Source organism: Micromonospora chalcea (assembly GCF_002926165.1).
In the GTDB taxonomy this organism is placed as follows: domain Bacteria; phylum Actinomycetota; class Actinomycetes; order Mycobacteriales; family Micromonosporaceae; genus Micromonospora; species Micromonospora chalcea.
In genome coordinates this window covers 24,319-37,856 of sequence record NZ_MAGP01000114.1, presented here as the reverse complement: position 1 = coordinate 37,856, position 13,538 = coordinate 24,319, and the positions used below count along the sequence as shown (strand labels likewise).

The 13,538-nt window shown below is 72.9% G+C and carries 14 protein-coding genes; 6 read left to right on the top strand and 8 right to left on the bottom strand.

Annotated elements, in window-relative coordinates:
- Window positions 1-21: 21 nt before the first annotated feature.
- The 3 genes from BAW75_RS16250 to BAW75_RS16240 all read left to right on the top strand — a co-directional run bounded on the left by BAW75_RS16250 (window position 22) and on the right by BAW75_RS16240 (window position 2,842).
- The gene (locus BAW75_RS16250; RefSeq protein ID WP_104114109.1) at window positions 22-1,365 is read left to right on the top strand and encodes a pectate lyase family protein; all 1,344 of its coding nucleotides are present in this window, start codon (window positions 22-24) and stop codon (window positions 1,363-1,365) included.
- 282 nt (window positions 1,366-1,647) lie between these two features.
- Window positions 1,648-2,106 carry an ATP-binding protein gene (locus tag BAW75_RS16245; RefSeq protein WP_104114108.1) on the top strand — a complete coding sequence of 153 codons (459 nt, stop codon included), beginning with the start codon at window positions 1,648-1,650 and terminating at the stop codon, window positions 2,104-2,106.
- Window positions 2,107-2,113: 7 nt separating this feature from the next.
- Window positions 2,114-2,842, top strand: coding sequence for an HD domain-containing protein (locus tag BAW75_RS16240; protein ID WP_064445723.1), 729 nt, complete (start codon window positions 2,114-2,116; stop codon window positions 2,840-2,842).
- Window positions 2,843-3,040: 198 nt separating this feature from the next.
- Here BAW75_RS16240 and BAW75_RS16235 read toward each other — a convergent pair whose 3' ends face one another.
- The 5 genes from BAW75_RS16235 to BAW75_RS16215 all read right to left on the bottom strand — a co-directional run bounded on the left by BAW75_RS16235 (window position 3,041) and on the right by BAW75_RS16215 (window position 8,496).
- Window positions 3,041-3,457: a barstar family protein gene (locus BAW75_RS16235; protein WP_064445722.1), complete on the bottom strand. Its 417-nt coding sequence runs from the start codon at window positions 3,455-3,457 to the stop codon at window positions 3,041-3,043.
- 61 nt (window positions 3,458-3,518) lie between these two features.
- Complete coding sequence (locus BAW75_RS16230; RefSeq protein WP_104114107.1) at window positions 3,519-3,959, bottom strand: ribonuclease domain-containing protein; 441 nt, start codon at window positions 3,957-3,959, stop codon at window positions 3,519-3,521.
- A gap of 187 nt (window positions 3,960-4,146) precedes the next feature.
- Complete coding sequence (locus tag BAW75_RS16225; RefSeq protein ID WP_275937801.1) at window positions 4,147-7,056, bottom strand: M36 family metallopeptidase; 2,910 nt, start codon at window positions 7,054-7,056, stop codon at window positions 4,147-4,149.
- 296 nt (window positions 7,057-7,352) lie between these two features.
- Window positions 7,353-8,198 (bottom strand): alpha/beta fold hydrolase, encoded by an 846-nt coding sequence (locus BAW75_RS16220; protein ID WP_104114105.1) that lies wholly within the window; start codon window positions 8,196-8,198, stop codon window positions 7,353-7,355.
- A 58-nt stretch (window positions 8,199-8,256) separates the two neighbouring features.
- The gene (locus tag BAW75_RS16215) at window positions 8,257-8,496 is read right to left on the bottom strand and encodes a winged helix-turn-helix domain-containing protein (protein WP_064445718.1); all 240 of its coding nucleotides are present in this window, start codon (window positions 8,494-8,496) and stop codon (window positions 8,257-8,259) included.
- 300 nt (window positions 8,497-8,796) lie between these two features.
- Here BAW75_RS16215 and BAW75_RS16210 point away from each other — a divergent pair, with 300 nt between their 5' ends.
- Window positions 8,797-9,072 carry a DivIVA domain-containing protein gene (locus tag BAW75_RS16210; RefSeq protein WP_104114104.1) on the top strand — a complete coding sequence of 92 codons (276 nt, stop codon included), beginning with the start codon at window positions 8,797-8,799 and terminating at the stop codon, window positions 9,070-9,072.
- Between the two features lie 2 nt (window positions 9,073-9,074).
- On the top strand, window positions 9,075-9,380 hold the full coding sequence (locus tag BAW75_RS16205; RefSeq protein ID WP_104114103.1) for a hypothetical protein: 306 nt from the start codon (window positions 9,075-9,077) through the stop codon (window positions 9,378-9,380).
- On the opposite strand, the gene BAW75_RS16200 is transcribed toward BAW75_RS16205, so the two are convergent.
- Window positions 9,308-9,853, bottom strand: a complete 546-nt coding sequence (locus BAW75_RS16200; RefSeq protein WP_043323518.1) for a hypothetical protein — start codon at window positions 9,851-9,853, stop codon at window positions 9,308-9,310. The two genes, BAW75_RS16205 and BAW75_RS16200, sit on opposite strands and share 73 nt — an antisense overlap.
- 330 nt (window positions 9,854-10,183) lie before the next feature.
- Between BAW75_RS16200 and BAW75_RS16195 the strand changes: the two genes are divergently transcribed.
- Complete coding sequence (locus tag BAW75_RS16195) at window positions 10,184-10,969, top strand: hypothetical protein (protein ID WP_104114102.1); 786 nt, start codon at window positions 10,184-10,186, stop codon at window positions 10,967-10,969.
- A 91-nt stretch (window positions 10,970-11,060) separates the two neighbouring features.
- On the opposite strand, the gene BAW75_RS16190 is transcribed toward BAW75_RS16195, so the two are convergent.
- Together BAW75_RS16190 and BAW75_RS16185 are read right to left on the bottom strand one after the other, a co-directional pair.
- Complete coding sequence (locus BAW75_RS16190; RefSeq protein ID WP_104114101.1) at window positions 11,061-11,618, bottom strand: M23 family metallopeptidase; 558 nt, start codon at window positions 11,616-11,618, stop codon at window positions 11,061-11,063.
- 103 nt (window positions 11,619-11,721) lie between these two features.
- Window positions 11,722-13,512: an ABC transporter ATP-binding protein gene (locus BAW75_RS16185; RefSeq protein WP_104114100.1), complete on the bottom strand. Its 1,791-nt coding sequence runs from the start codon at window positions 13,510-13,512 to the stop codon at window positions 11,722-11,724.
- Window positions 13,513-13,538 lie beyond the last annotated feature (26 nt).

Here is a 13,538-nt window from a genome sequence, read left to right as displayed (position 1 = left end):
TCCAGGAGAACGGAACGAGTCATGCGTACCCGAACCGCAGTCGTCGCGGCGCTGACCGCCGCGCTCGTCCTCACCACCGCCGCGCCCGCGCCGGCCGCACCTGGTGAGCCGTCCCGGGCCGCCGAGCTGATCGGCCGCCAGGCCCTCGCCGCGAACGACGGCTGGGCCGCCGCCGGCACCGGCACCACCGGCGGGTCGGCCGCCACGCCGGAGCGGGTGCGCTTCGTGCGTACCCGGGCCGAACTGGTCGCCGCGCTCGGCGGCGACAACGCCACGAACGCCACCGACGCCACCTCCAAGATTGTGTACGTGGCCGGAACCGTCGACGGTTTCGAAGGCCCGGACGGCACGCCGCTGGACTGCGCCGACCTGGCCGACCCGGAGTACTCGCTGCCCGCCTACCTGGCCGCGTACGACCCGGCGACCTGGGGGCGGACGAACCCGAGCGGGCCGCTGGAGGCCGCCCGGGTGCGGTCGGTGGCCAACCAGACCCGGCTGACCCAGATCAACGTCGGCTCCAACACCACGATCATCGGCCTGCGCGGCGCCCGGCTCACCGGCCTGACGCTGATGATCGACCGGGTGGACAACGTGATCGTGCGCAACATCGAATTCGTCGACGCCCGGGACTGCTTCCCCGCCTGGTCCCCCACCGACGGCGACACCGGCAACTGGAACTCCCAGTACGACCAGATCTCGGTGCGGCGCAGCGAACACGTCTGGATCGACCACAACACGTTCACCGACGGCGACAACCCGGACAGCACGCAGCCCGTCTACTTCGGCCGGCCCTGGCAGGTGCACGACGGCTCGCTGGACGTCACGCACACCGCCAGCCTGGTCACCGTCTCCTGGAACCGGTTCACCGGCCGGGACAAGGTGATGCTGATCGGCTCGTCCAACACCGTCGGGCCGGACGTGGGCCGGCTCGCCGTCACCGTGCGGCACAACCTGTTCGACGGCACGCTGCAACGGCTGCCCCGGGTACGGTTCGGCCAGGTCGACGTGCACGAGAACCACTACCGGCTCGGCGGGCCCGGCTTCGAGTACGCCCTCGGCGTCGGCGTGCAGTCCGCGCTGTACGCGGAGAACAACTTCTTCACGCTCACCGGCGACGCCGGCCCCGCAGACCTGCTGTACGACTGGGGCGGCACCGCGCTCACCGAGCGCGGCAGCTGGGTGCGCCAGGGTGACCGCCTGCCCCGGCCGGTGAGCCTGCTCGCCGCGTACAACGCCGTCCACGACCCGGACCTCGGCGGCGACGCCGGATGGACGCCGACGCTGCGCGCCGCCCGGCCGATGCCGGCCCCGCTGGTCCCGCTCGTCGTCGACGCCTTCGCCGGCGCCGGGCGGCTGCCGCTCTGACCTGCGCCTGAGCCCGCACGCGCACCGCCTCGACGCCGCCGGCGTGACCGTCCGCTCATCCCGCGCCGGCGTCCCCTCCGGGGGGCGCCGGCCCACCGCCGTTGCCGCCCTGCCGGGCCGCCGGCTGACACGCCGCCCCCGATGCGCAATGATCACGTTTGACGGACAGCGCCGCCGGGGGAATGAATCGGCGGTCACCGGGGACAACAGGGTGAGAACCGGGCGGTGACAGCGCGAGTGGGCGCCCAGGTCCGGGGACGGGCACGGGACGGAGGGCCGGACGTGACGGGTGGGACATCCGGGGACGTCGGCCCGGTCCTCACCATCGAGCTGCCGGCCGACCCGGGCCGGCTCGCCGCCACCCGCGAGCGGCTACGCGGCTGGCTGCACGCCCGGGGCGTCAGCGAGTGGGACGTCGAAACCGTCCTCATCGCCACCGGCGAGGCGTGCGCCAACGCCATCGAGCACGGGTACCGCTTCGCACCGGAGGGGATCACCACGCTGCGGGCCGAGCTGCGCGGCGACCGGCTGGAGATCGAGGTACGCGACCAGGGCGGCTGGCGGCCAGCCGACGGCGACGAGAGCGGCGACCGGGGACGCGGGCGGCTGATCATGGCGCGGGTGATGGACGAGGCAACCATCGTCGGCACGCCGGAGGGCACCTGCGTACGCCTGGTCAAGCGCCTGACCGACGACGTGAGCGGCCCGGCGGGCACCGGATCTAGCGAAGATCAGCTATAAGGGACGCATGGAGTTCCCCGCGTACCTCGCCACCATGCCGATGCACGCGATCACCGAGATCCACGGTGAGCCCGGCCTGCTGGCCCGGTTCCGGCTGGAGATCGAGGCGTTCGACGAGGCCGACCGCGACCGGCTGACCGAGGCGCTCGACCTGGCCGCCGACCTGCACCGCGACGACCGGCGGGTACGCGAGCCGTACCTCAACCACCTGCTGCGGGTGTCGATCCGGCTGATGCACCACTACCAGGTGCGGGACGTGGACGTGATCGTCGCCGGGCTGCTGCACGACGCGGTCGAGGACCACCCCGCCGAGCTGGCCGGGCTCGACCCTTCGGCCACCGGGCCCGACGTGACCTCGGCGGCGCTCGCCGCGCTGTCCGGCCGGTTCGGGTCGCGGGTCGCCCGGCTGGTCGCGGCGGTCACCAACCCCGAGTACGACCCGGGGCGGGACCGCGACGAGCAGTACCGGGAGCACGTGGCGGCCAGCCTGGAACGGGAGCCCTGGGCCCGGGTGATCAAGGTGTCCGACTTCACCGACAACGGCGTGGGCGTGATCCACACGGTCGGGCCGAAGGTGGCCCGCGCCGCCGCGAAGTACCGCCCGCTGGTGCCGGTCTTCCGCGACCTGGTCGCCCGCCCGGACACACCGTTGTCGCCACCGGTCAAGGAGCACATCCTGGCCCAGCTCGACCTGGCCGAGGAACGCTTCAGCGCCATCCTCGACCACCCCACCTGACCCCCACCACGCCCCGTCGATCATGAAGTTGACCGCCGGGAGAGCGCTCCCCACCCCGCCAACTTCATGATCACCACCCGCCCTCGCGGCGTTGATCAAGGAGTTTGGGTCGCTCCGCCGGCCTGATTCGGACACAAACTCCTTGATCACCGCCCCGGTCGGCAGGCCGGGTGCGGGTGACGGGTGCGGGTGGTGGGATCAGCCGGTGGCGGGTGGGCCTGCGAGCCGTCCGCCGAGCACGGCGGCGACGCGGTCGCGCAGGGCGGGCAGCCGGTCCGGGTGGTCGTGCAGCACCACCCGCAGCGTCTCGTGGCCACCGGCGGCGACCGCGCCGAGCACGTCGAGCAGCGTGCCGAGCTGCGCGGGCGGCTCGTCGGCGAGCAGGTACGCCGCGTCGGTCACGACCACTGTCAGCGGACCGGCGTCGAGGCGGTCGGCGAGCGCGTCGGCCAGGGCGTCCCAGTTACGGCCGTACCAGTCGGGCAGGTCCAGCGCACCGGCCAGCGTCTCGTGCAGCCCGGCCCGGGTGCGGCCGGCCACGCCGGAGACCGGCACACCGTCCGGCTCGGACGGCGCAAAGTCGTACCCGAGCCAGGCCGGCAACCGCGTACCCATGATCCGTCCTTTCCCGACGGCGCCGGCCGGGCGTCGGGAGCCCGGCCGGCGTCGAGGCTGCTCAGAGCCGGTAGAAGTTGGCGTAGTGGTCGGGTGAGAACCAGGTCGCCCCGGTGCTCTTGTTGACCACGATCCGGTACGCGTCCCGGGAGGCGTTGCAGGCGCGCGGGTAGACGTCGTACTCGTAGTAGGTGGCGCCGGAGGGCAGCTGTCCCTCGTAGTTGTAGAACCGGCCGCCGGCGAAGTTGCACTGGCCGCCGCTCCACGAGTACCAGCCGCGGCTGGTCGGGAAGCTCTTCGCGGACCAGCCGGACCGCGCGGTGCGCGCGTCGGCGCAGCGGGACTGGGTGCAGGAGCCGTAGCCGGCGGCAGCGGCCGGTTCGGCGAGCCGGGTGGAGACAGTGGCGGGGGCGACGAGCGCGGCGGCGGCCACGGCGGCGACCAGGGCGGACGCGGCGAGGGCGCGGCGTACGCGGGTGACGGCGGCGCGGAACGGGGTCAAGGGATCCTCCTTGAACGGGACGACAGCGCATCGACCGGCGTTGATGACCGGTCGACGCTCAGTCTGTCCGGGATCCTGCCCCCGGTACAGCCCCGATCCGGCGACGAGGCCCCGAACCCCGCGTGAACACACGGCGGCGGGTGCGGACGGACGACAGGGGCCGCCCGTCCGCACCCGCCGCGTGGAGCTAGTGCGAGAACGCCTGGAACTCGGCGATCCGCACGTTCTGCGCCTGCGGGCTGGCGGTGGCGCAGTCGGTCGCCGCCCGCGGGTCGTCGTCCTGCTCACCGGCGTAGTCCGGCGCGCCGGTGCACTGATTGGTCAGCACCTCGACGCGCAGGTGCGTGGCAGTGGTGCGCGGGATGTCGAACGATCGCATGATCAGCTCCGGCGCCCGGGGACGCGGCGCCACCGACGGGAAGGCGTCCGGCTTGCTGGTGTAGACCGGCCGGAAGTCCGCCGCGTCGGCGCACGTCACCGGCCCCTGCGCGGTGCACGCCAGCACCCGGAACTGCCGCAGCGCGGAGTACCGGCTCTGGGTGCCGGTGTCCGCGTCACCGGTGACGGGCGGGCGCAGCATCGCGCTGACCTGCACCCGGCGTACCTGCTGGACGCCGCCGGCCAGGTCGACGGTGACCTGCCGGCCGGCGACCGGCGCGCCGAGCGAGGCCCAGTTGGTGGCCTCGTCGTCGTCGACGATCTGCGGCAGGTTGATCCCGTCACCGGCCACTGTCGCGCCGGTGGTCGCCGAGGCCAGGTTGGGTCGCAGCGTCACCGGCAGCGTCCGGTTCTGGCCCGCCTTGATCGTCACCGGGCCGATCCGGGTGTGCCCGTAGCCGGGGGCCCGCACCACGAACTCGTACGCGCCGGGCACCAGGTCCACCCGGTCGGTCAGCGGGGTCGCCGGGTCGGTGTCCGCGACCGGCACGGCCCGCGCCTGGTAGCGCCCGACGAACAGCTGCGCACCGGCCACCGGCCCGCGCTCGCCCACCGGCAGGAGCCGCAGCGAGCCCTCCCGGGCGTACGGGGAGGTGAAGCCCGGCGTGGGGTCGGGGTCGGTGTGGCCGACACTGGCCGCGCCCTCCCCCAGGCCGCGCTTGGCGAACGCGTTCCAGAGCAGGTCCTGGTTGGCCCCGCCGAAGCGGATCCGGTCGGCGGCGAGCATCGCGTCCCGGGCGTCGACCATGCTGACCTGGCTGACCGCCATCAGCAGGAACGAGTCGAAGACCAACTGGATCCAGCGCCGGTTGCCGGGGCAGGCGGTCACGTCGCCAGCGCCGGTCGCGCACGCCTTCTGGATCGCCGGGGTGCCGCTGCCCCAGCGGCGCATCATGGCCGCGCGGATGTCGGTGTTGGTGGCGCTCCACACCTCGCCGGAGGCGTGCACCTGCAGGCCGACGAAGTCGTAGTCCAGCGAGCTGTAGTTCAGCGGGCTGTCGCTCATGTTGTAGTTGCGGATGCCCGCGTTCGGGTCCTGCGTGGTGTACTCGCCGATGGTGAAACCGCGCCGGCCGGGCGCGGCGTACCCGTGCTCGAAGAGGTACTCCATCGCGAGCTGGTCGGACCAGCTCTCGCTCATGCCCTGCGGCGTGCTGACCCCGGCGCTCGGGCCGGCGATCATGCGGTTGGTGACCGCGTGACCGTACTCGTGGGCGATCACCGACATGTCGAAGTCGCCGTCGACGCAGGGCGCATAGAACGAGCCGGCGGTGGGCTGCCAGAGGTACATGTTGGTGGTCGGCGCGACGCCGTCCGGCGGGGTGATCTGGTTGGCGTTGTTGCGGGCCGGGAACGTCGGCGGGCCGCCGCTGACGCCACCGGCCTGGGCGTTGCCCTGCTCGGGGTCGTTACCGAGACCGCCGCGGCCGAGGTTGTCCTGCTGCATGTTCCAGGTCTCCTCGGTGAACCCGAGGTGGTACGTCCAGTCGTGCATCCGGTTGTGCATCGCGAACAGGTTCGCCCGGGCCGCGTCGATGTCGTTGGCGCGCGGCGAGGTGAACACCTCCGGGTTGCAGCGCTGCTCCTGCCACTGGTTCGTCCACGGGTACGCGTATTTGCGGTCCGGGCGGGGCGTGGCGGTCTCCGTGCCGACGCTGAACGCGTCGTTGCTGAACCAGTTCTGCACGGCTATCGCGTTGTTGCCCTTGGTCGTGGTGGTGGACTCGCCGGTCGCCGGATCCACGTCCCAGGCCGGGTGCCCGGGCACGCCGACCACCTCGGCGCAGCCGCGCGCCGGCACGGCGCACCACCGCTTACGGGTGTCAACGGAGGACCTGTCGACCCGGGGCGAGTTCGGGAAGACCTCCCAGGACGGGTGGTCCGAGGCGTGGTCGATCAGGTCCTCGCGGACCAGCACGGCGCCGTCGCGGGCGTCCACGTAGGTGGAGTAGGCGGCCGGGTCCGCGCCGGTGGTGTCCGCGCCCAGGACCACCTCCCACGCCGCGCGCGGCCCACGGTCCGCGGTGGGCACCGCGACCAATGAGGTACGCATGACCTGCGCGTCGCCGCGGCCGGCGTCGGCGATCGCCGCCTTGCGGGCCTGCTCGGCGCTGATCGTGGCCGGGGCCGGCGTACCGGCGTCGCGGGCGAGCGAGGAGCTGACGTGCCACACCGCTCCGTCGCGTACGCCGACCGACAGCATGCCGTCGACGGCGGCCGGCAGGTCACCGAAGCGCTGCCGGAGCAGCACCGTCGCGCCCTGCCCCATCGGCGCCACGGTCAGCAGTTCCAGCGCGGCGGCGCCCTCGGCGGTCAGGCCCAGCACGTCCCGGTTGGCGGCCACGTACGCGCGCGCGGCGGCGGCCGGGTCGGCGGGCAGGCCGGTGGCCAGGGGCTTGCCGGTGGAGGTGAGCGTGGCGGGCGTACCGAAGTCGGTCCAGCGCACGCGCGCGCCGAGCGCGGCGGCCCGGTCCCGCTGCCGCTCGGTGGCGGCGACGCGGCCCTTGCGGTTGTCGGTGGCCTTGGTGTCGTGCCGGTCGCCCGGCAGGTGGTCGGGTGGCGCCTGGGTACGGGTCTGTTCCCGGGGTGCCGCCTGGCCGCCGCCAGCGGCGGTCAGGACCAGACCGGCTGCCAGCAGCAGCGCGGTGGTCCCCGTCAACGCACGGGATGGTGTGCGCACGGTCCCTCCTGTCATCGTCGAACGGCGATGTCCGTTCCGCCATCCGACCAGGACGATCGACGCGCCGACACCATCCGAACATCCATAAATGTTGCTGCGTCGATTTCTCGATGGCACCCACGGCACCCCTGGCCGAGCAGTTTCGAGACAAACGTCTCACCAGACGAGACGCGGATAGATCTTGGTACGAAACGGCCCCTATGAGGGCCCCTATGAGGGCCCTTTCGTACCAAGATCTCCACAGGTCGGTAGCGTGCCGGACGGGGGCACCCGGCTTACATCGTCGCGTCGAGGAAGGTGGTCACCGCCCGGCGGAAGCCGTGCGGATTCTCGACCCACGGCAGATGACCGGATCTGGGGAGGCTGACCCGCTCGCAGTTCGGCAGCGCCTTCTCCAGCGAGTCGACGCCCCAGCGGGGACGGATGTCCTCGGGTCCGTCGATGATCAGCACGGGCAGGTCGAGCGTCCGGCACCGCGCCGCGAGGTCGCAGATGCGGAGTTCCTGCTTGACCTCGGCGTTGATCGCCCGGTTGCAGTCGCCGTTGACACCTAGCCACGGCGTGGCCATGTCCTCGGCGTGCCGCACGGCGTCGTCGGGGTCGGCGAAGTCGGCCGACCACTGCAGGACCGCCCGTTCCCGATCCTCGGCCGGGGTGCGGTCCCGTGCGCCAAGCGCCTCCCACCGATCCAGGTGCGGCCCGAGCCGCCGCCGGAGATTCCGTTCGTAGTGCGGGTGCCAGCCGCGATCGGGGTCGATGCCGGTGCCGGACACGTAGATCAGGTGACTGACCCGTTCCGGGTGGTCGATCGCGTACCGCAGCGCCAGGTGCGCGCCCCACGAGTGGCCCAGCACCGCCGTTCGCGGCCCGGCCAGGCGTTCGCGTACCGCGTCGAGGTCCGCGACGAAGCGGCCGGTCGAGTACGGACCGCGCCGCTCGGAGCGCCCGCAACCACGCTGGTCCCACCGGATGACGCGGGCGTGCCGGTCGAGCAGCCGAGCGACCGGGCCGAGGTAGTCCCACATGCCGGGGCCGCCGTGACAGAGCACCAGCGGCAACCCGACGCCGGCCTGGTCTGCCCACAGGCGACAGCCGTCTTCGGTACGCACATCCCCAGTCATCGCCGACAGTATGGCGAGTCGCGCGCCGGCCGATGAGGGCTTGCTGGGCTGACGCCGGTTACGGCTCTCGCATCCAGGTCTTCGGATCGGTCACGAAGACGCCCTTGCCCTGCTGTCGTCGGATCACCCGCAACGCTTCCAGCCGCGCATACGCCATCTGCACGGTCCCATGACTGACGTCGTAGCGATCGCGCAGCTCAGCGATTGAGGGCAGCTTGTCCCCCGGCTTCAGCTTCTTTCCTCTGACGTCGGCGATCACATCATCGGCGATGCGCCAGTAATCCGGCACTTCTCGCATGGCACTCCTCGCGTGGCGATCCGATTCGATCACACCGCGACTCGCCTAACAAGCAGCGTTGACTCATCTGACATGTCTAGATATGTTGATTCCGGGCCGCTCCTCGCGTGGCAACGAGTTCGGCTCATCCCCCGGTCGGGGCGGGTGCGCGTACCCGTCCCGACCCTCCGGACTGCTCCGCCTCCGTACCGCCGATCCGGGCTGCGGCGGCGGGGCGGGCGGGCCGCCCGCGGCCGGTGTGCGGACGGCCCGCCCTTCCAGACCCACCGCACCTGTCCCCCCGCTCCTGGAAGGACCGATATGACGCCGCATCGATCCGGTCGGCTCTACCTGACCGCCCCACCGGCCCGGCTGACCCCGCACGAGGTGCGCACCCGCGCCTTCGACGCCCGCAGGCGCGGCGTCGACCCCGATCAGGTACGCGAGCTCCAGACCCGGGTCGCCGATGAGCTGACGGAACTGCACCGGCAGGTACGCCTGCTCGCGCAGGAGAACGACAGGCTGAAGCGCGCCCTGCGGGACTGGCAGACCATGCACGCCCGCGAGTGCCGCCCGCCGACCGACGGCCACTGGTAGCGGTGCGCCCGCAACCCGGTGACCTGCTGCGCGTCGACGGCCGAGCGTCCGTGCAGTTCGGCGGCGACCGGGCGCTCACGTTCCGGGTCGTGTCGGTCGGCGCCGAGGTGACGCACACCGGCTGGATCTGGCTGACCGGCTACGTGCTCAACCGTCGAGGCACCGCGACCGCGAAGCGGGAGATCTTCGTGCAGCTCGCCGGGCTGCGCCGGGCCGGCGAACCGTTGCCGCGCGATCAGTCCTGGGTGCCGGCGAACAGCGTCCAGGCGTCGATCTCGGTCGGCGCGAGCGGCCGCGCCGGCAGGTAGGACGCCAGGTCGCGGAAGTCCGCCACGGCGTTGTGCACGCACACCGCGAGCGAGAAGTGCAGCAGTTCGCGCAGCGCCTGCGCGTCGGGCGCGGTGGCGTCGTCGAGCAGCGGGCTGCGGACGTCCAGCGCGAACACCACGTGGCAGGCGCTCTGGTCGGCCTTGACGACGCAGTAGTAACGCCCCTCCTCGGCCAGCCGGTTGCGGATGTTCGCCCAGGCCATGGCCCCGGAGATGTCCGGCACGTCGGCGCCGGCCGCGCAGGCCATCCGGAAGACCCAGCGGGCCGGGTCCTCCGGCGACACCGCGCCGTAGACCAGCACCAGGCCACCGCGGTGGAAGACGGCGAAGCCCTGTACGTCGGGGGTGAGGTGCAGGAAGTCCGGAGTCCAGACCCGGTCGTACTGCCGCTCCGCCAGGGACCGCACGTACGTCACGGTCTGGCCGGCGGCGTGGCGAGCGTCTACGCCCATGCGTTCTGGTCCTCCCCCGAAGCATCGCGGAGCCTCACGCTACGAAGCGCTTCGATAACAGATCAAGGCATGCCGATCGAGTTTGGATGGTCGGTCTCGTGAACGGGACCGAACCCGCCCCGAGTCCCACGGATAGGACTACGGGACGGCTCGTCCGATCGGTCAACCGGCGGGGCGGAGCCGTCCGCGCGGCTGCGCGCGTACACCGGTCGCTGTTGTTAGCGTGGATCGCGGACCGCCACGGCGGTCCGGCCACCCCTCACCCGACGGCCCGCGCGTCCCGGCGACGCCGCGGGGCGCGGTGCCGCGATCCGGCAGGGAGGGGGTGCGATGACCGCGGTGCCGGAGGATCCGGGGCCGGCCGACCAGCGGCCCGCGCCGCGCAGCGGCTGGCGGGTACGGGCGCGGGCGCTCGGCGACGCGGCGCGCCTGCGGGCCCGGCGTTTCTGGGACGGCGCGCAGCCCACGCTGCGGCGGCTCTGGTGGACCGAGGAGCCGGAGACGCCGGTGACCACAGTCGACCGGCGCGCCCCGGAGCCGCTCGTGGTGCCGGCGCAGGGCCAGGTGTACGTGTTCCTGGTGCGGGCCACCTACACCTGGTCGTCGGAGACCGCCCGGCCGGAGCTGTTCGGCTGGTACGTCGACTACTTCCAGGCGCAGGCCACGCAGCGGCTGCACCGGCTGGCCGTCCGCTACGCGGTGGAGGTGCCGCCGCACCGGCCGCGTGACCTGCACGCCGCGCTGACGGCGGCGCTGGCCGAGGACGATCCACCGCCCTGGACGTACGCGCGCGGGGAGGTGACGTTCGCCTGCGAGCCGGACGTCACGGTGCATCTGGACGAGCGGGTGCGCCGGCTGCTCCAGCCGTACTGGGAGCAGCGCATCGCGCTGGAGTGCGAGCGCGACCTGGCCCGCCGCCGCGCCGAGTTCGCCGACGAGCGGGACCGGCGCGACCGGCAGCCGGAGGCGACGGGCGCGAGGCCCGCGCCGCGAGCGCCGGACGCCAACGGGCCGCCGGACCTGTTCCCGTTGGAGCCGCTGCTCCCCCCGCCCGCGCCGCGCCCGGCTCCGGGGCAGCGACCGCGTCCCGGCGAGCCGCAGCCACCGGCTGTCTGACGCGCCGCACGGGCGGACGGCGGTGGTCAGCCCGCTACGGCCGCCTCGTCCGGCCGGGTCCGGCGGGCGGTCAAGTACGCGGCGAGGCCGATCAGCAGCCGTTGGTGCTCTTCTGGTTGCGCTTCAGCCCGTCTGACCAGGTCACGCCCTGCACGACGGCCACCACGACGCTGCCGTTGTGGATCTGCTCGTAGTGCAGGTGCGGGCTGAGGTCGTACTTCGCCGACGTCGCGCCGACCCGGCCGATGACGTCGCCGCGCTTCACGGTGTCGCCCTTGGCCACCGCGCGCGAGTTCAGGTGGGCGTACCGGGTGCGCCAGCCGTCGCCGTGCCCGATGACGATGGTGTTCCCGTAGCCGGAGGTGGTGGAGTAGTACGACTCCAGCACGGTCCCGGCGGCGCTGGCGACGGTCCGGCGGTTGAGGTCGTCGGGACTGCCGTTGGCGTCGTAGTGGTTCCAGTCGATCGCGTGGGCGGGGCTGTGCCCGTTCCAGTTGTTGCCCTGCCAGGTCTGGCCGCACAGGAACGGCATCCGGAAGCCCGGCCGGGCGGCCTGCGCGGGCTGCACGCCGAGCATCGCGCCCGCGACGACGGCGGTCGTGAGCAGCGCCGGCACGCGCCACCGGGCGGCGGTGGTCATCAGCGACATCGTTCCCCTCCTCGCATCGAGTGATCCGGGTCGATGCTATGGGCCGCGCGGACGTCGGGTAAATAGCTACACGGATGAATGCCCGGCCAAAACTTTCCTACGGTCAGCCGACCAGGGCGGCGTACCGGCCGCGCCGGTCCAGCAACGCGTCGTGGGTGCCGGACTCGACGATCCGGCCGTGGTCGAGCACCGCGATGCGGTCGGCGTCGCGGACGGTGGAGAGCCGGTGCGCGATGGTCACCACGGTGCGTCCGCGGGCCAGCTCGTCCAGCGCCCGCTGGACCGCGCGCTCGGTCTCGGTGTCCAGCGCGCTCGTCGCCTCGTCCAGCACCAGGATCCGCGGGTCGCGCAGCAGGGTCCGGGCGATCGCCAGGCGCTGCTGCTCGCCGCCGGAGAACCGGTGGCCGCGCGAGCCGACCATGGTGTCGTACCCGTCGGGCAGCGCGCTGATCAGGTCGTGGATGCGGGCGGCGCGGGCGGCGGCCTCGATGTCGGCGTCGGTGGCGTCCGGGCGCGCGTACCGGAGGTTGGCCCGCACGGTGCCGTGCAGCAGGTACGTCTCCTGGCTGACCACGCCCACGACGGCGGCCAGGTCGGCCGCGCGCAGGTCGCGCAGGTCGATCCCGTCGATGGTGATGCGGCCGGCGTCCGGGTCGTGCAGCCGGCTGATCAGCGCGGCGAGGGTGCTCTTGCCGGAGCCGGTCTCCCCCACCAGGGCGAGGCTGGTGCCGGCCGGGACGTCCAGGCTGACGCCCGCGAGGGCGGCGGTGTCGCTGCCCGGGTAGCTGAAGGTGACGTCCTCGATACGCAGGTGGCCGCGGGCGGTGGCCGGGTCCAGCGGGACCGGGCGGGCCGGCTCGGCGACCTCGACGGGCAGGTCGAGGTATTCGAAGATCCGGGCGAACAGCGCGAGGGACGCGGTGAGCGTGACGCCGACGTTGAGCAGGCCCATCAGCGGCCGGAACAGGTTGCCCTGCAGGGCGGTGAACGCGACGAGCGTGCCGATGGTGAGCGTGCCGGCGGTGCCGGGCAGGCCGGCGCCCAGGTAGATCACCGCGGGGATGGCGGCGAAGACGATGCTCATGGCCGCCATCCGCCAGCGTCCGGCCAGCTCCGAGCGCAGTTCCAGGTCGACCAGGCGGGCCGAGGAGGCGGTGAACCGGTCGACCAGGGCCGGGCCGGTGCCGAGCGTCTTGGCCAGCCGTACGCCGCTGACCGACAGCCCCTCCTCGATGGTCACGGTGAGGTCGGCCAGTTCGCGCTGCCGCTGGGCGGTGATCTCCCGGCGCAGCCGGGCGACCCGGCGGGTGAGCCAGAGCGCGGGCGGCAGCACGACCCCCGAGACGAGGGTGAGGCGCCAGCTCAGCGCCAGCATGGCGATGGTGGTGGCGACCACTGTGGTGAGGTTGGCGGCGATCGAGGTGGCGGTGGAGGTGACAACCGCCTGCATGCCGCCGATGTCGTTGGTGATGCGCGACTGCACCTCGCCGGTGCGGGTGCGCACGAAGAAGCCGATCGACTGCCGCTGGAGGTGGGCGAAGACGTCGGCGCGCAGCCGGTGCATGACCTGCTGGCCGACGCGGGTGGAGATCCAGGTCTGGGCGACGCCGAGCACGGCGGTGACGGCGGCGACCGCGACCATGCCCGCGACCAGCCAGGCCAGCAGGGTCAGGTCACGCTCGGGCAGGGCCCTGTCGATCACGGTACGCAGGAGGAACGGCGTGGCCATCGCGATGATCGAGGACGCCACGATGATCGCCACCACGGTGGCGAGCGGGCCTCGGTGGGTGGTGAACAGGCCGCCGATCCGGCGCAGGGACACGTCGCGGGCCTGGGCCTTCTCGGCCGGGGAGACGGTTCGGCCGTCGCGGCGGCCGTCGGGGATGCGATCCAAGGGTGCTCCTCATGTGGGGGGAAATG